13 protein-coding genes and 1 pseudogene are annotated in these 18177 nt (G+C 39.2%); all 14 read right to left on the bottom strand.

All coding sequences use genetic code 11. From position 1 onward, the window contains the following. Positions 1 to 12 precede the first annotated feature (12 nt). The 14 genes and pseudogenes from G396_RS0105605 to hpf all read right to left on the bottom strand — a co-directional run bounded on the left by G396_RS0105605 (position 13) and on the right by hpf (position 18155). Positions 13 to 1389: a DUF4097 family beta strand repeat-containing protein gene (locus G396_RS0105605; RefSeq protein WP_028125332.1), complete on the bottom strand. Its 1377-nt coding sequence runs from the start codon at positions 1387 to 1389 to the stop codon at positions 13 to 15. Between the two features lie 103 nt (positions 1390 to 1492). Further along, a complete protein-coding gene (gene uvrA / locus G396_RS0105600; protein ID WP_028125331.1) occupies positions 1493 to 4315 on the bottom strand; it encodes an excinuclease ABC subunit UvrA in 2823 nt (940 codons plus the stop codon). A gap of 226 nt (positions 4316 to 4541) precedes the next feature. Next, positions 4542 to 5588 carry a substrate-binding domain-containing protein gene (locus tag G396_RS0105595; RefSeq protein ID WP_028125330.1) on the bottom strand — a complete coding sequence of 349 codons (1047 nt, stop codon included), beginning with the start codon at positions 5586 to 5588 and terminating at the stop codon, positions 4542 to 4544. Between the two features lie 260 nt (positions 5589 to 5848). Next, entirely contained in the window at positions 5849 to 6508 is a 660-nt protein-coding gene (gene phoU / locus G396_RS0105590; RefSeq protein ID WP_006417936.1) for a phosphate signaling complex protein PhoU, read from the bottom strand. Positions 6509 to 6537: 29 nt separating this feature from the next. Continuing rightward, complete coding sequence (gene pstB, locus G396_RS0105585; protein ID WP_028125329.1) at positions 6538 to 7299, bottom strand: phosphate ABC transporter ATP-binding protein PstB; 762 nt, start codon at positions 7297 to 7299, stop codon at positions 6538 to 6540. A 1-nt stretch (position 7300) separates the two neighbouring features. Then, on the bottom strand, positions 7301 to 8113 hold the full coding sequence (gene pstA, locus G396_RS0105580; protein WP_006417876.1) for a phosphate ABC transporter permease PstA: 813 nt from the start codon (positions 8111 to 8113) through the stop codon (positions 7301 to 7303). A 2-nt stretch (positions 8114 to 8115) separates the two neighbouring features. Then, complete coding sequence (gene pstC, locus G396_RS0105575) at positions 8116 to 8979, bottom strand: phosphate ABC transporter permease subunit PstC (protein ID WP_006417758.1); 864 nt, start codon at positions 8977 to 8979, stop codon at positions 8116 to 8118. Positions 8980 to 9123: 144 nt separating this feature from the next. Then, on the bottom strand, positions 9124 to 10851 hold the full coding sequence (pnpS, locus tag G396_RS10275) for a two-component system histidine kinase PnpS (RefSeq protein WP_051221153.1): 1728 nt from the start codon (positions 10849 to 10851) through the stop codon (positions 9124 to 9126). Next, on the bottom strand, positions 10851 to 11672 hold the full coding sequence (locus G396_RS0105565; RefSeq protein ID WP_028125328.1) for a response regulator transcription factor: 822 nt from the start codon (positions 11670 to 11672) through the stop codon (positions 10851 to 10853). Before G396_RS0105565 ends, pnpS begins: the two co-directional genes overlap by 1 nt. 179 nt (positions 11673 to 11851) lie before the next feature. Then, positions 11852 to 12739: a permease-like cell division protein FtsX gene (ftsX, locus tag G396_RS0105560; RefSeq protein ID WP_028125327.1), complete on the bottom strand. Its 888-nt coding sequence runs from the start codon at positions 12737 to 12739 to the stop codon at positions 11852 to 11854. Then, positions 12736 to 13416: a cell division ATP-binding protein FtsE gene (gene ftsE / locus G396_RS0105555; RefSeq protein ID WP_006417883.1), complete on the bottom strand. Its 681-nt coding sequence runs from the start codon at positions 13414 to 13416 to the stop codon at positions 12736 to 12738. The genes ftsX and ftsE overlap by 4 nt, the downstream gene beginning before the upstream one ends. 313 nt (positions 13417 to 13729) lie before the next feature. Continuing rightward, a protein-coding gene (prfB, locus tag G396_RS0105550) for a peptide chain release factor 2 (RefSeq protein ID WP_211224449.1) occupies positions 13730 to 14840 on the bottom strand; the annotation gives its coding sequence in 2 pieces (ribosomal slippage) (positions 13730 to 14767 and positions 14769 to 14840; 1110 coding nt in all). A 113-nt stretch (positions 14841 to 14953) separates the two neighbouring features. Then, positions 14954 to 17320 (bottom strand): annotated as a pseudogene (gene secA, locus G396_RS10270) (preprotein translocase subunit SecA); the annotation flags it as partial. A 271-nt stretch (positions 17321 to 17591) separates the two neighbouring features. After that, a complete protein-coding gene (gene hpf, locus G396_RS0105540; RefSeq protein ID WP_006417754.1) occupies positions 17592 to 18155 on the bottom strand; it encodes a ribosome hibernation-promoting factor, HPF/YfiA family in 564 nt (187 codons plus the stop codon). Between the last annotated feature and the right edge of the window lie 22 nt (positions 18156 to 18177).

Here is an 18177-nt window from a genome sequence, read left to right as displayed (position 1 = left end):
CACTCTTTCTAATTAAAATTCAGTATCTTTTAAGAAAATATTACCAATCATAGTTTCTAAAGCAAGCTCAACTTGTCCGTTTTCACTTCCTCGGTCAAAAGTAAAGGATTTGGTCGCCTGCATCGTGGTGACTTGATCAAGGCGACTTTGGACCTTACCTTGGTTACTTTTAGCCTTACCTTTAAGACCCAAGGCTTTAGGAATGGCCACTTTAATATCGCCACTTAAAGTATTAATCCGTAACTTGCCAACTTCTTGATTCCGCTTAGTTACATAAATATCCGAATTATTACCATCAACCGTTACGTCTTTTAGATTATCCTCTAGACGGATATCCCCATTTAAACAGGAAATCATGATCATATCAATGTCTGAACTTTCAACATTAATATCGCCATTTAAATTATCAAGGTCTAACTTATCAGCATGACAGTCAGCCACTCTAATATCGCCATTGCGATTAATTAAATCCAAGCTTTTAACTTCTATGCCCTTAACCACTAAATCACCATTGGTTAATTCAAAACGTCCTGCTTTATATGCTTTAGCTGGTACAGATAAAATGCCATCCATCGATACATAAGGGGATTGGATATCTAAGACTAAGGTGTTTTCAATCACTTCCAGTTTAGCATATCTCATAAAATCATCGACACTGGCTTCTTCAAAGTTACCATGGAGTCTTAATTCAGCGCTAAGGTGGGCTTGGTCATCCTCACTGGTTTTCACGGTCATTGACCCATTGAATAAGCGTACATCGATATCTTCAAAGTTAGTTTCTGAAAAATCAAAAGTATGATTTAATTTTTGGGTCCGTACCCATGGGATTTTGAAAGAAAGATTCACATCCTTGCTTGAAAAGCCCTTAACGAAATCATTCACTTGGTCTCGTAGACTTTGGCCTAATTTCTTAGATTCATTGGCAAAATCACGGGCTGTCTGACTATACTTTTTGGCATTATCATTCAGGGTCGTCCGGATGTCTTGATATGACTTATGACTACCAGATAATTGGTTTAATTCCTGTTCAATAGTTGCTTCTTTTTCTTTCAAATCATTAATCTCAGCGGTGAGTTGTTCAGATTGTTGTGATAATTCTGAACTTTCGCCTTCTAATTCCACTAAAACTTCCACTTCTCTTAGACGTTGTTGAGCAATGGTCAAGCTCTCTTGATTTTTACTTAAGGCTGCTTTTAATTCAGCGATTTTAGCGTCAGTTTCTTGGCGGTTATCCATTGTTCTATGGTCATGTTGATCTTTTTCAATCGCTTGATCATTTAAATCTTCTGCTAGATCATCTCTTTTTGCTGCTTCTAATAAGTCTAAGGCTTCTTCCATACTGATGACTTTATTTTTAACTAATTCAATAATACGTTCTTTTTCATTCATCCTGATTCCTCCTAGCTATAAATATCCTTGTCTACATTCACTATTATGCCAAGAAGCAAAAAAATAAACATAGGCCCCAAGACCTATATTTATTTTTTTAAGATTATTTTAGAATTTTTTTCAAATATTGGCCAGTATAAGAGTCAGCCACCTCAGCCACCTCTTCTGGGGTGCCAATTGCAATCACTTGCCCCCCGCCGACACCGCCTTCCGGCCCCATATCAATAATATAGTCAGCTGTCTTAATCACATCTAAATTATGTTCAATCACAACGACCGTATTTCCAGCTTCAACCAGACGGTCTAAGACTGCCAATAAGCGTTTAATATCTGCTGGATGGAGTCCTGTGGTTGGCTCATCTAAAACATAGAAAGTATCGCCGGTTGATACCCGTTGTAACTCAGCCGCTAATTTCATCCGTTGGGCTTCCCCACCGGATAAGGTTGTGGCAGATTGGCCTAGACGGACATAACCTAAGCCGACATCCACCATGGTTTGGAGTTTACGTTTGATCTTAGGGATATTTTCAAAGAAGTCTAAGGCTTCTTCAATGGTCATATCTAAGACTTGGGCAATATTCTTACCTTTATAGGTTACTTCAAGCGTTTCTGAATTATAGCGGGTGCCATGACATACTTCACAAGGCACATAGACATCGGGTAGGAAGTGCATTTCTATTTGCTTAATCCCGGCACCTTTACAGGCCTCACACCGACCACCCTTGGTATTAAATGAAAAACGCCCCTTATTATAACCATGAATTTTGGCTTGGTTGGTTTGTGCAAACAGGTCCCGAATATCATCAAAGACCGAAGTATAGGTCGCTGGGTTGGACCGTGGCGTCCGACCAATTGGGGATTGGTCTATATCAATCACCTTATCCAAGCCTTCCCAGCCGGTAATTTCTTTAAATTTACCTGGTTTCTCTTTGGTAGAAGTCAAACGCTTCGCTAGAGCAATTTTCAAAATCCGATTTACCAAACTTGATTTACCTGAGCCTGAGACCCCAGTCACACAGGTAAAACGACCAATCGGAAAGGCCACATCCACATTTTGTAAATTATTTTCTTGGGCCCCTTTAACCTTGACCCAACCTAAATCTTCTTGGCGGCGGTGGTCTGGGATTTCAATTTTCTCCTTACCAGATAAATAACGACCCGTTATGGACTTGGAATTAGCCATGACTTGCTTAGGTGTGCCTGCTGCAATGACCTGACCTCCATGTTCCCCTGCCCCCGGACCAATATCAATAATATAGTCAGCTTCTAGCATGGTTTCATCATCATGTTCAACGACAATTAAAGTATTGTCTAAATCTCGCATTTGTTTTAAAGATTCAATCAAACGGGCGTTATCTCTTTGGTGGAGGCCAATGGAAGGTTCATCAAGAATATACATGACCCCAGATAAGTTAGAACCGATCTGCGTTGCTAAACGGATCCGTTGGGCTTCACCCCCAGATAAGGAGCCTGCCACCCGAGAAAGGGTCAGATATTCTAAGCCAACATTATTTAGGAAGGTCAAGCGGTCGTGAATTTCCTTAATAATTGGTTGACTAATTTGAGCGCGACTATCGTCAAAGCTTAAGTTTTGGAAGAAAGCTAGACAGTCTCCGATGGATTTTTCAGTGACTTCTGCAATGTTTAAGTCTTTTACCTTAACAGACAGAGCCTGCTCATTTAACCGTTGACCGTGGCAATGAGGACAAGTCAATTCATACATATATTCCGCCATTTGTTCGCGGACGAAATCAGACGAAGTTTCGCGGTAGCGACGGTCAATGTTATTTAAAATTCCTTCAAAGGTTAACATTTTAGTTGTCTTGGTGTTACCCATCATCGATTTATAGGTAAACTTATAGTTAGCATTCAGTTTGCCATATTTAATCAATTCTTGTTGTTTTGAAGTCAAGTCCTTGAAAGGCACATCCATCGGAATACCTTCACTCTCAGTGAAAGCTTTCAACATAGAATAATAATAATAGGTATCATTAGCTTTCCATGGAGCTAAAGCCCCCTCTTCTAAAGTCAAAGTGGGGTCAGGAATAACCAAGTCTTCATCGACAGTTAAACGCGACCCTAAACCGTCACAATAAGGACAAGACCCAAAAGGGGCGTTAAATGAAAAGAGCCGCGGCTCTAATTGGTCTAAGGAAAAATCACAATAAGGACAGGCGTAATGTTCATTAAAATAAAGGTCTTCGCCTTCTAAAATATTAATAATCACATAGCCTTCCGAAAGACTAAGGGCTTGCTCAATTGAATCAAACAAACGTGACCGAATTCCTTCTTTAATGACAATCCGGTCCACCACGGCTTCGATATTATGTTTTTTGTTTTTTTCTAAATCAGGCACTTCTGTAATATCATAAATTTCACCATCAACCCGGACACGAACATAGCCATCCTTAGCGGTTTTTTCTAAGACTTTAACATGTTGCCCCTTCTGATTACGGATCAGGGGTGCTAACACTTGGATGCGCGTCCGTTCTGGTAAAGCTTGAACACGGTCAACAATCTGTTCGGGTGACTGACGCTCAATCGGAATATGGTGGTTAGGACAATAGGGGGTCCCCACTCGGGCGAATAAAAGCCGTAAGTAATCATTGACCTCCGTTGCAGTACCTACGGTTGAACGGGGGTTATGGCTAGTTGTTTTTTGGTCAATCGAAATAGCTGGACTTAGGCCTTCAATTGAATCGACATCCGGTTTATCCATTTGCCCTAGAAATTGACGGGCATAGGCTGATAAACTTTCGACATAACGTCGTTGACCCTCAGCATATAAAGTATCAAAGGCAAGCGACGACTTACCAGAGCCAGATAATCCTGTCATGACAACTAATTTATTCCGGGGTATTTCAATATCAATATTTTTTAGATTATGGGTCCGAGCCCCTTTGACTTTGATTACGTCTTTTACCATGTAATTACTCCTTTTTGGCTTACTTCACTCTATGAAATACATTATAACATACTGAACATATGTTCGTCTTAAAATAGACTCATTTCCCAACCAAGTCTGTAATTTGATTATTAACTTTTATGTATATTTAAAAACCTTATCTTAGCTCTATATCCGGCATTTTAAAATAAAAAAAGAGGAGCTAGGCTTTCACCCAACTCCTTGAAAATAATTTATTTATCTATAATTATTTTACAGCTTCTGCCCAGTCAGCAACATCGCCTAAGAAGATATTCTTGATAGCTTCTAATTTCAAGTCTTCAACAGCGTTTTCTTTGTTAACAACCACTGCGATACCATCAATTGCGATTGCATCAAATTCTAAAGCTTCTTTTTCTTCATCACTTAATTCACGAGAAGCCATACCTAAATCAGCGGTACCTTCCATAGCAGCTTCCATACCAGCAGATGAACCGTTTGAAGTGATGTTAATTTTAACATCTGGATTTAAGCCCATATATTCTTCAGCTAATTTTTCCATTAAAGGAGTTACAGAAGTAGAACCAACAACTTCTATGTCACCTTTTAAGCCTTCTTTAGCTTCATAAGCAGCTAATTCAGCTCCAGCTTCTTCTGAACCAGCTTCAGATGTAGCTTCTTCTGATGTAGCTTCTTCTGAGCTTTCTTCAGATGCAGCTTCTTCAGATGCAGTTTCTTCTGAGCCTTCTTCTGATGCAGCTTCTTCTGAACCTGCTGCTTCTGAACCTTCTTCAGATGCAGCTTCTTCTGAGCCAGCTTCTTCTTCTTCGTTAACACCAGCAGATGAAATATAGCCTTCTTCTTCAACGATTGCTTGTCCATCAGCTGAGTGGATATAAGATAAGAAGTCAGTTGCTACGTCAGACATTTCGCCATCTTTTTTCCAAGCTACGTTAAATGGACGAGCGATTGCATAGTCCCCAGCTTTAATGTTTTCAGCAGTTGCTTCAACGCCGTCAACCTTAACCGCTTTAACTGAATCATCTAAAGATCCTAAAGAGATATAACCAATTGAAGCTGGGTCACCAGCAACAGTAGTCATAACACCATTCGTTGAGTTTTGGATACTTGCTGCTTGTGAAGTCATGTCGTCGCCATTTTCGTCAACAACACCAACGATTTCAACAAAAGCGCCACGAGTACCTGAACCATCTTCACGAGAAATTACATTGATAGGACCTTCTTGTGCGAAAACTGGCACAAAAGAAGCAAGTAATAAAGCAGCAGATGATACGAATTGCAATGATTTTTTCATTAAAAAATCTCTCCTTTAATTTGCTTTTCTGTATTAGAAACAATGTCCGACAGACCAATTTCCATCGATACAAGCTAAGTTTACCATCTGAATATAAATTCTTAGTAAATTTTATGTAAATTTTATGTAAAGGAAACGAGCAAGCTTAGATCGTATGATCCTAAGCTTGCTCTAATTATAATAGACTCCAGTTCTTTAAGATTAACTAAAAAAGGGACCTAGCCTCTCGCCCAAGTCCCTTTCATCCATAATTTTATGATTTAATTATTTAATTCGATAATCGAACCAGTTTCAACATAGATAATCCGCTCACAGATATTAGTCACATAGTCCCCAATCCGTTCTAAGCTAGTACCAATGCCGACATATTGGATTCCGCGAGCAACATCCTCTTTGTTTTCTTGCATCCATTTTGCAGCTTCGTGATAGAGACGTTTTAATTGCGCATCGACTTCTTTATCTTTAGCCGCAATACGATTAGCGGCTTCAACATCATAGTTAGCCCGGGCCTCAATCACTTCAACCAGCATTTCACCTACAAAATTCTGCATCGTGAAGATAATTTCATCTAAAATATCAACTCGATTTTCAATTCCTTCTGTTCTAATTACAGCACGAGCAATTGATACAGAGTGGTCAGCTATCCGTTCAAAATCGTTGGATGAAATCAAAGCCGCAAAGACCCGACGTAAGTCATGGGATACCGGTTGTTGTAAAGCAACAATCTTATAGGCTTTTTGCTCAATTTCATTTGTTAAGTAATTGATTCTTAAATCATCTGAAATCAATTCTCGGCCTAATTCTTCATCAGCGTCTTTAAATGATTTGATTGCTTTATGGAAAGATTCTACAACAGCATTACCTAAACGCGTAATATCATTGGATAAGTCTACTAATTCTTCTTCAAATAGCGTTCTCATTTCTTACTTCCTCCCTTTTTGGGTTTAATCTAACCAAAGCGACCTGAGATGTAGTCATTCGTCCGTTGGTCAACTGGATTAGAAAAAATCTTTTCAGTATCATCAAATTCTACCACTTCTCCGGTTAGGAAGAAAGCTGTTTTATCAGAAATACGGCCAGCTTGTTGCATATTATGCGTCACAATAATAACAGTATATTTATTCTTTAAATCATGAACTAATTCTTCAATTTTATTAGTGGAAATTGGATCTAAGGCAGAAGTTGGTTCATCCATCAATAAAACATCTGAATCATTGGCAATCGCCCGAGCAATACAAATCCGTTGTTGTTGCCCCCCAGATAAATCGGTTGCTTTACGGTCCAATTTATCCTTTACTTCTTCCCAGACAGCAGCGCCTTTAAGACTTTCTTCAACAATCCGATCTAATTCCTTACGGTCTTTAATACCATGAGTCCGAGGACCATAAGCAATGTTATCATAAATCGTTTTGGGAAATGGATTTGGATGTTGGAAAACCATCCCAACCCGTTTACGTAAAAGGTTGACATTATAATTTTTTTGGTAAATATCTTCACCGTCTAAACGGATTAAGCCATCCACCCGAGTGCCAGGTACTAAATCTTGCATCCGGTTTAAAGTTTTTAAAAAGGTTGATTTCCCACAACCAGATGGTCCGATAAAAGCAGTCACCTTATTGGATTCAATTGCCATATTAATGTTTTTTAATGCCTTAAATTCACCATAATAAAAATCTAAATCTTTAATATCAAATTTGATTGGATTGGTCATCTTATTTTCCTCCTGAAGCTAACTTGTTACTTAACCATGTAGAAATTGAATTAATTATTAGAACCATTAAGACTAAAATTGCTGCGGTTGAATAGGCTTCACTCACATGAAAACCTTCTTGCGATAGCATATACATATGAACAGCTAGTGTCCGTCCGGAATCCCCTAACCCTCTAAGCATAGAGGTAGATGACCCAAGGGTATAAATAAGCGCGGCAGATTCACCAACAATACGCCCAACAGCAAGGATAATCCCTGACAAAATACCTGGCATGGCTACGGGTAGAACAACCGTAAAAATTGTTCTTAATTTACCAGCGCCTAAGGCCAATGAACCCATCCGTAACTCATTATTGACGGACCGCAATGCTTCTTCTGTGGAAGAGATAATAATTGGCAAAATCATAATGGTAATCGTTAAAATCCCAGCCCAATGTGAATATCCCATCCCTAAATTGATGACGAAGAATAACATCCCGAACAAACCATAAACAATGGAAGGAACTGCCGCTAAGGTATCTGTAGCTAGACGAATCACTTTTAAAAACTTATTGTTTGGATCTGCATATTCTACCAAATAGAAAGAGGTAAAGACCCCAAAAGGAACGGCGATTAATAAGGCGATTGCCACAATGACAAGTGTCGAGATAATTGCAGGCATCATCGAAACATTGGATGTCGTATATTTCCAATTAAACATACCCCAGTTCATATTAGGAATCCCTTTATAAAAGATAAAGATTACAATAAACATGAGCATGGCTAGGGTAAATAGACCCGCTACCCAGACAAGTCCTTTGATAAATTTATTCATGCTTATCTATCCCCTTTCGATTTAACCACCATAAAGATACTATTTATGATTAAAATGAAAATGAAGAGGACCACCGCTGTTGCAATCAGCGCTTCACGGTGACGACCAGAGGCATAACCCATCTCCAATACAATATTTGTGGTTAAGGTCCGTGTTCCTGAAGCAAGATTACGTGGGAATATTGGTTGGTTCCCAGTAACTAAAATGACCGCCATGGTTTCACCAATGGCCCGTCCAATTCCAAGAATAATGGCTGAAAAAATTCCTGGTTTTGCTGCCGGCACTACCACGTTCATAACAGACCGCTCATGGGTTGCTCCTAGACCTATACTGGCTTGATAGAAGGAATTAGGTACGGCCCGTAAGGCTGCTTCAGAAAGTCCAATAATAGTTGGTAAAATCATCACTCCAAGTAAAACTGAAGCGGTGATAATATTCATCCCTGTTCCACCAAATAAATCCCGTGAAATCGGCACAAAAATTTGGAGGGCAAAGAAACCATAAACAATCGATGGAATCGCCGCCATTAAGTTAATGGCTGGTTTAGCAAAACGATATAACTTGTCTGGACAGAAAAATGCCATAAAAATTGCGGTTAACACTCCAATCGGAACCCCAACAATAACTGCCCCTAGAGTAACAATGATAGATCCCACAATCATCGGTAAAATTCCAAACTTAGGATTAGAAGCTGTTGGTCGCCATACATCACCTAGCAGGAATTTACCAAATCCCTCTTCTAACATAAAAGGCAAACCGCCTTTAAGAATAAAGTAAAAAATTAAAATAATCGAAATGATTGATATTGAAGCAGAGAAAATAAAAACCCACTTCATCAATGATTCCTTCAAATCACCACGTCGCATATGCAATCTCCTCATCCTAAATCTACTATAACATCTACCATAGATACTACATTCCTATTGTACAGATTAAATGTAAAAACAATGTAAATTTTATGTAAATTCGGTACAGAAAAATTTACACAAACGTTTACATTGCTTCCGGAATTAATAATTAATAGGAATAAAAATTTTAAACGTGGTTCCTTGTCCTTCTACACTGGTAACCTGAATATTGCCCTCCATAATCCTCACTAAATTATTAACAATGGATAGGCCCAGTCCTGTTCCACCTGAATTGCGGCTTCGATCTTTATCCACTCGATAAAAGCGTTCAAAAATCCGACTCTGGTCTGCTTCAGGAATTCCAATTCCTTTATCGGACACTTGAATCAAGGCTCCTTGCTTAACTTTTTCAACGGCTAGTAGAATTTCGCCCCCAAAATCAGAATAATTAATCGCATTATCAATTAAGTTAATCATAATTTGTTCTAGACGATGTTTATTGGAATCGATCATAAGCTGGTCAATATTAGATGAGAAATTCATTCGAATGTTCTTCTGTTGGGAGGCTTGTTTAAATAATTGTAACACTGCTTTGCCAGTCGCTACTAAGTCTAAAAGCTGAGTCTCCCAAGGCTCAGAATTTTTTTCAACCCGGGATAATTCTAAGATATCATGAATAATCACTTCTAAACGATTACTTTCCTTGGCAATAATTTCAACAAATTGCTTGGTCATATCAGGGTCTGAAAGGGCTCCATCTAAAAGCGTCTCGGCAAAACCTTTAATAGCAGTAACTGGTGTCCGTAACTCATGTGATGCATTGGCAACAAATTCCGTACGAATCGTTTCTAATTTACGGTTACGGGTCACATCATATAGCAATACTAAGGATGAATGAGCTATATGACCAGACCGTTCCCGTTGGTAAGGAATAATATTCACATCAATCACCCGGTAATCGGGATAGTAAAACTCAATTTCTTCTTGCTTAGCTTGTTCATCTTTCTGTACTGCCCTAATCAGTTCAACCAACCGAACTGAACGAATGATTGTTTCAAAAGGTAAACCAACAATTGGCGCAGATAAGTCTAAAAGTTTCAACGATTCAGGATTATTTAATTCAATCCGATCACGATCATCTATTAAAAGCACACCTAAATTTAAATGGTTTAATAAAATAGATAGGCGTCGTTCACTGTCCTCAAGATTCCGATATTGGTGCCGGAGCTGGGTCACTAAATCCTCTGCCGAATCATTTAAATCAGCTAAACTAGTAAAATTTGCAGTGACCTTATAATAACGATAATCTGAATCAACAATATGACGTAATTGTTGGCTCATCTCGCGGATAGGCTTAGTTACAGTCCCATAAAGTGCTAAGCGGCCTAACAGAAATACTAAGATAATTGCTAGTAGACTGGCAATCTTAACCCGGTTAAAAATTGCTTGGGTGGATTTAAAATAGGACGGTTCATAAACTAAATAATAGGCAGGACTTTCCTGGTCAATGGCCTCGACCCGTTGAAAATATAAGCCATTGATTTTTCCGGTCCTGCTCGGGGCTTTTCTTATCTCTTGACTCAACATTTTTAAACTAATGGGTAGGTTTTTAAATAACTGCGGTCCAGAAACAGCAATAATCCGGGTATCGGACTCAAGCGTCTGCTCAACCGGCTCTATCCCATTGATTGTCTCTAAGTTATCCATAAAATCTTTTGAATCAACCATTTGGACCTGTCTAAGATAGGGTGTTGCCCGGTCTAATTGATTAATTATCGCAGCATCTAAAACCCGGTCTAAGCCTAAACTAACCGTGATTAAAGCTAAGAGTAAAAAGAAGAGAGACCGGTTAAAAAGCCATTTTAAAAATCGATTTGACTTTTGCGGCATTATTCTGGTACCTCAAATTTATAACCAAAGCCACGCATTGTTTGGATATATTTAGGATGGCGATTATTATCTTCGATTTTCTCTCTCAAATGGCTAATATGAACATCAACAATTCGAGTTTCTCCCACATAATCAAAATCCCAAATTGAATTTAATAATTGTTCGCGACTCAAAATTCGGCCTCGTCGTGTGACCATATAAACCAATAATTCAAATTCCTTAGGGGTAATATCGACTTTTTTATGGTTGACCCGCACTTCATAGTGCTCAGGATAAATTTCTAACTCGCCCACATTTATCAAACGACTCTCTTGAGTAACTGGACTCTCTGCTCCTTTTGCTAGTGTATTTTCATAATTATGACGAATTTGGTCCAATTCTAAGCCAAAATTATCATTATCTCTTACTTCCATGGTTTCTTCTTCATCAAGGTCAACAATATTTAGGTCATTTTGACTACCTGTCCGCCGTAAAATTGCCTTAATCCGAGCCAAAACTTCCCGTGGGCTAAAAGGTTTGGTCATATAATCGTCGGCACCTAATTCTAGTCCAACTACCTTATCATATTCTTCATCTTTAGCCGTTAACATGAGGATAGGAACCTGGGACCCCTTTTTGCGAACTTTACGGCAAATATCCATCCCATCCATACCAGGTAACATCACATCCAAAATAATAAAATCATACTTATTTTGTTCAATCATTTCATAAGCTAATAAGCCATCGTCTGCTTGATCAACTTGATAGCCAGCCTGTTGTAAATTGTAGGCTAATAAGGTTAAAATTGATGGCTCATCATCCACTATTAATATATGTTCCACGAGGGACCTCCTATTATATATCGAATCTTTTGCAAGTTAATCTTACCATGCTAAAGGCGAGTTGAAAACTTTTTCTCTAATTACTTAATATTTCAAGACTTAAAGGAATTTCTCTTCTAAACAAAAACCCTTAAAGGTTAGCAGTCATAGCAACCTTCAAGGGAATAATTCAACGTCTTTTATATTTGGAGAAACCGCCGCGTCGCTCGACGTGCTCCCAAGTTACCTAACAGAATACCGATAATTAATAAACCAGCGCCGATATACCAAAGTATCGGAAAGAGTGGGGTAAAACTTAAAATCCGTGCTCCAAACAGTTCAACACTAGCCGACTGAATCCCGTTATAAATCGCATAAAGTAAAGCCGTGGCAAAGATTGCTGAGAGAGTTCCCATAAACATCCCCTCATAGACAAAGGGAGCTTTAATATAACGGTTGGTCGCCCCCACCAAGCGCATAATCTCTAATTCAGTTTGGCGCGCAGCAATGGTGAGGCGAATTGTGTTAGAAATTAAGAGAATCGCGATTACAATCAGAATTGCTGCCACTAATGCAATAATAGTTCGTGCAATTTGGATCGTTGACAATAAATTCTGAGTATCGATTTTACCATAAGTAACCTCACTTGCATAAGGAAGCTTAGAAATAGCTTGCGTCACACTCTCTAAATTAGCTGTATCATCAACATCTACTAAGAAGACATTATAAAATGGATTATCATCACCTGAAAACATTTCAAAGTCAGAACCCATTTGTGCGACTAAATCTTGGTATTCTTCTTCCTTAGTCCGATAGGTCACCCCACTAACGTGGTCCAGGGCTTCGATTGATTCTTTTAGCTTGGCTTCGTCATCCTTATCCGCTGCTAAATCAATATGGGTCCGAATCTTAACCCCACCCTCAATATCTTGGGTAATATTTTGAATATTTTGGGCTAAGAGGACAAAACCACCAATCATGATTAGGGTTAAGGTCATGGTTAAGATAGTCGCAATCGTCATCCAACCATTCCTAAATAAATTACGGAAGGCATCTCGGATATGACGGAAAAAATTACGAAATATCATAAATTATAATCCCCCTCTACCTCATCGGATACAATCCGACCTGCTTCAATCTGAATTACCCGGTGTTTATACTGGTCTACTAACTGATTATTATGGGTCCCCATGATAACCGTGGTTCCTTGAGCGTTGATAGTTTCTAACACCTCAAAGATTTCTCGTGCCGTTTTAGGGTCTAGATTTCCAGTTGGTTCATCCGCAATAATAATCGAAGGTTCATTAGCCAAGGCACGCGCAATCGCCACCCTTTGTTGTTCCCCACCTGATAATTCATCGGGAAATTGGTTAGCTTTTCGGGTAAGGCCAACCAAGTGTAATACTTCTCTCACCCGTTCTTTAATCACTTTTTTCTTCGCCCCGGTAACTTCTAAGGCATAAGCTACATTTTCATAGACTGTCAACTTAGGTAATAGTTTAAAATCTTGAAAAATTACGCCTATATGACGTCGTAATTTAGGAATATGGCGGTTTTTAATCGCATGAACTTGGTAAGGACCGACGGTTAATTTTCCTTTAGACAGGCGCTCATCGCGATACATTAACTTCATGAGGGTTGATTTACCTGAGCCAGAGGGCCCAATAATATAGACAAACTCACCCTGTTCAATGCGTAAGGAAGCATCCTTTACAGCTACAATCCCATTACTATATCGTTTACTAACATGGGTTAACTGAATCATTTAAGTCACCATCCTTTCAGTGTATTTTTTCATAATCTCTATTTTAACGTAAAAAGCTAACTTAGGAAACTTGTAAAAAGTTCCAGTCTATTCATTTTCAAAATCTTCATTTCTAATCGCAGTGGTTGATTGAATGGAACTACGCCACAAAACAACTTGTTCCATCCTAATCAACTCAACTGTGCAGGAAATTAAGGCAGCTGAGCTCACTTGTCCACTCAGCTACTGGAGCACTATGTCGCTTTGCTCCGAGTACTCCAGCAAACTAAAATCTTAGATTTTCTACTTCTTGCCCGCTCCCTTCAGTTTGCTTTCAATCTTGATTTTGGACCTGCAATTTTAAATAAGCATCCATAAAACCATCTAAGTCTCCATCAATGACCGCTTGACTATTTCCGACTTCATAGCCGGTCCGGTGATCCTTCACCATAGAATAGGGATGGAAGACATAAGACCGAATCTGTGAACCCCAACCAATCTCTAACTGTTGGCCTTTAATGGCAGCCATCTCTTTGGCGCGTTCCTCTTCCTCACGTTGATATAATTTAGCCTTTAACATGGCCATGGCTTGATCACGGTTTTGGAATTGGGACCGTTGAGCTTGGCTTTGGGTTACAATCCCCGTGGGAATATGGGTAATCCGCACGGCAGATGAAGTCTTATTAATATGCTGACCCCCAGCTCCAGAAGCCCGGTAAGTGTCCACTCGAATATCATCCGGATTAATTTCAATTTCAATGGAATCATCCATTTCCGGGGTCACCTCAATTGAAGCAAAGGAGGTATGACGACGGGCATTGGAATCAAAGGGCGAAATTCGCACTAAACGATGGACGCCTTTTTCTGATTTTAGATAGCCATAGGCATTGTGGCCCTTGATTTCTAAAGTGACTGATTTAATACCAGCCTCGTCTCCGGCTTGATAGTCTAAAACCTCCACTTGAAAGCCTTGTTTGTCGGCCCAACGCTGGTACATACGAAGTAACATAGATCCCCAATCTTGGGATTCTGTTCCCCCAGCTCCAGGATGGATTTCTAAGATTGCATTGGCACTATCATGGGGGCCTGACAAAAGTAATTGTAATTCATAATTATTTAAAGCCTTACTGGTGACTGTCATGATGTCTTCTGCTTCGCTTAGCATGTCCAGATCTTGACTTTCCTCATATAGTTCCAGCGCCATCCCTAGATCATCAACTTGACTGACCAAGTCCTGAATGGTTTGGTAGGAAGCCTTCGCTTCGTTCAACTGACTAATCACCTTCTGAGCTTTATCATTATCATCCCAAAAATCAGGCGCCAGCATCTGGTGCTCATAATCAGCAATATTTTCTTCCAATTGGTCTAAGTCAAAGAGACCTCCTGATTGAGATAACTTGGTCTTGGGCCTCCGTTAAAAAATTCTTCATTTCATATAATTCCATCTAAATTACCCCTTTACTAGAAAAGAAAAAGAGGCAGTCGCCAAGAGCTTGATTTTACTTAAAATCTTTGCACCTGGAACCGTCCCTTTTAACTCGTAACCTGACTAGGCACTTTGCATATTTTGACGAATTTGGGCTTTCATAATAAAACGAGTCACATCATATTCAATTGCGGCTGACATTTCTTCAAATCGTTCATAGCCCTCTGTTTGATATTCAGTCAATGGATTTGTTTGGGCATAGGCACGAAGACCTACACTTTGACGAAGGTTATCCATCATATCAATATGGTCGGTCCATTTAGAATCAACTACTCGTAAAATAACCACTTTTTCAAATTCTTTAACTTGTTCTGGTGTAGCTAAAGCAGCAATCTTTTCATCATACTTACTTTCAGCCAAACCATAAAGGAAGTTAATTAATTCTTTACGATTCTTACCTTGGAGTTGACTTAGACTTAATTCATCCGGACTAACTAAAGCAGCATGACCAAAATCAAGTAAACTTTCTAAGTTCCAATCTTTCTTCTTATCTGCCTCCGTAGCAATTTCAACTTGACGGGTAATAGTCCGTTTAATCATAGCTTTAACATATGGGGTCAATGACTCTTCGGCTTGAATGACTTGCAAGCGTTGTTTGTAAATAACTTCCCGTTGTTCACGCATGACTTCGTCGTATTCCAAGACATTCTTACGGGTATCATAGTTATTCCCTTCAACCCGCTTTTGGGCTGACTCGACTTGACGAGAAAGCATACGAGAATTGATTGCTAAATCATTATCTTCATCTGACTCAGCCATTTTTTCCCAGAAAGCTTGGATTCGTTCAGATCCAAAGCGACGCATCAAATCATCTTCTAATGAAAGATAGAATTGTGAAGCACCTGGGTCTCCTTGCCGACCAGAACGACCCCGTAATTGGTTATCAATCCGACGCGATTCATGACGCTCAGTTCCAATCACACATAGACCACCCAATTCTTTAACACCTGAGCCTAATTTAATATCGGTACCCCGACCAGCCATGTTAGTTGCAATCGTTACGGCCCCTTTTTGACCAGCTTGCATAACTATTTCAGCTTCTTTAAAGTGATTTTTAGCATTTAAGACTTCATGCGGAATACCAGCTTGGCGTAATAATTTAGATAAGTATTCAGAAGTTTCTACGGCAACCGTACCGACCAAAATCGGTTGGCCTGTGGCATGTCGTTCTTTAATTTCCTCTACTACCGCTTTGAATTTTGATTTTAAGTTTGGATAGAGTAGATCAGAAGCATCGTCCCGAATAACTGGCCGGTTAGTAGGTACTTGAACCACGTCCATATTATAAATTTCACGGAATTCTTCTTCTTCAGTCTTAGCAGTACCAGTCATACCAGATAATTTTTCATACGTCCGGAAATAATTTTGGAAGGTAATGGTAGCCATGGTCTTAGATTCGTCTTCAATTTCAACGTTTTCTTTGGCCTCAATGGCTTGGTGGAGTCCATCAGAATAACGACGGCCTTCCATAATCCGTCCCGTAAAGCCATCCACGATTTTAACTTTGCCTTCATCAACCACATAATCAATATCTAATAGCATGATATAGTTAGCCCGAAGCGCTTGGTCAATATGATGAACTAAGGCAGTATTATCCACATCATAAAGGTTATTTAAATGAAAAACGCGTTCAGCCTTATCGACCCCTTCATCAGTTAATGATATAGACTTAGAGGTTAAATCAATCGTATAGTCACGTTCTTCTTTCAAGCCTTTAACAAAGTAGTCAGCCCGTGTATATAAGGCAGTTGACTTACCAGCTTGACCAGAAATAATTAATGGAGTCCGGGCTTCATCGATTAAGATAGAGTCCACTTCATCGACCACCGCAAAATAAAGCGGACGTTGAACCATTTGACTTTGACTGGCAACCATGTTGTCCCGTAAGTAGTCAAAACCTAGTTCATTATTGGTTGAATAAGTAATATCACAATTATAAGCTTCACGTTTTTGGGAAGCATTCATTGAGTTTAAGTTTAAGCCGACGGTTAAACCTAAGAAGCGATAAACTTCCCCCATTTCTTGGGAGTCACGGGTTGCTAAATAATCGTTAACTGTTACCACATGGACCCCTTTACCAGCTAGGGCATTTAAATAAACTGGCATAGTTTCGGTTAGGGTTTTACCTTCCCCGGTTTTCATCTCAGCGATGTTCCCACCATGAAGGATAATCCCTCCTTGAATTTGAACCTTATAGGCATTTAAGCCTAAAACCCGGCGCGCTGCTTCCCGCACGACAGCATAAGCATCAGGTAAAATATCATCAAGACTTTTGCCCTTAGCTAAACGTTCTTTTAATTCTACGGTCATATTTTTTAATTCTTCATCCGACATCGGACGATAGGTTTTTTCTAAGGCTAGAATTTGATCTGCCATTTTAGCCGTCTTACGTAAAACAGCCTTATCATTTTCCACTAAATTTTTAAGCAAATTTGGCATTCTGCTTGTCAGCTCCTTTAATCAGTCATAGGATACTTACACATTGGTCTGGATACCCTTATTGTTTTTTGCATTCACTGTTATAGTGTACCATGTAATTTACAATTTTTGTATATTTATTTCAAGTCCGAGCCTTTTTAATCCAATAATTTTAGTTTCAACCAATAAAATGACTGAAACAACCCAATCTTCTGCCGGTCAAAAATAAAGGACTGAGTTATTTCACCCAGTCCTTTATCATTATTTAACTAACAGTAAGTATTTATCAGTCTTAGAGAGCTGCTGTTTCAATTAAACCATAACGACCATCTTTTCGACGATACACAATTGCAGTTTCCATCGTTTCCGCATCGGTATAGATAAAGAAGTCATGACCTAACATGTTCATTTGTAACACAGCTTCTTCGCTACTCATTGGTTTTAAGCTAATCCGTTTAGATCTTACAATTTCTAATTCTGGCTCTTCTTCCTCTGGACTATTTGCACTTACCGCAAGATCTGGAAGATCCCCTTCGCGAATCGTACCGCCACCTTTGGCTTTACGATTAATTTTGGTTTTATATTTACGAACTTGACGTTCAAGTTTATCAACCACAAAGTCGATACTCTTATATAAATCATCTGTGGTTTCTTCAGCCCGGAGTACTAAGAATGATAATGGAATCGTCACCTCAGCCTTGGCTGTCTTATCGGGATAAACTTTTAAATTCACGTGTGCTGTTGCATCAGGCACATCAGTAAAGAAGCGTTCTAATTTAGCAACCTTTTTTTCGGCATATTCTCTGATTGCTTGGGTCACTTCAATATTTTCCCCGCGAACATTATAGTTAAACATAAAAATCCCTCACTTCTAAATA

Source organism: Eremococcus coleocola DSM 15696, from assembly GCF_000428865.1.
Lineage (GTDB): Bacteria > Bacillota > Bacilli > Lactobacillales > Aerococcaceae > Eremococcus > Eremococcus coleocola.
This window is presented reverse-complemented; position numbering and strand designations above follow the sequence as displayed.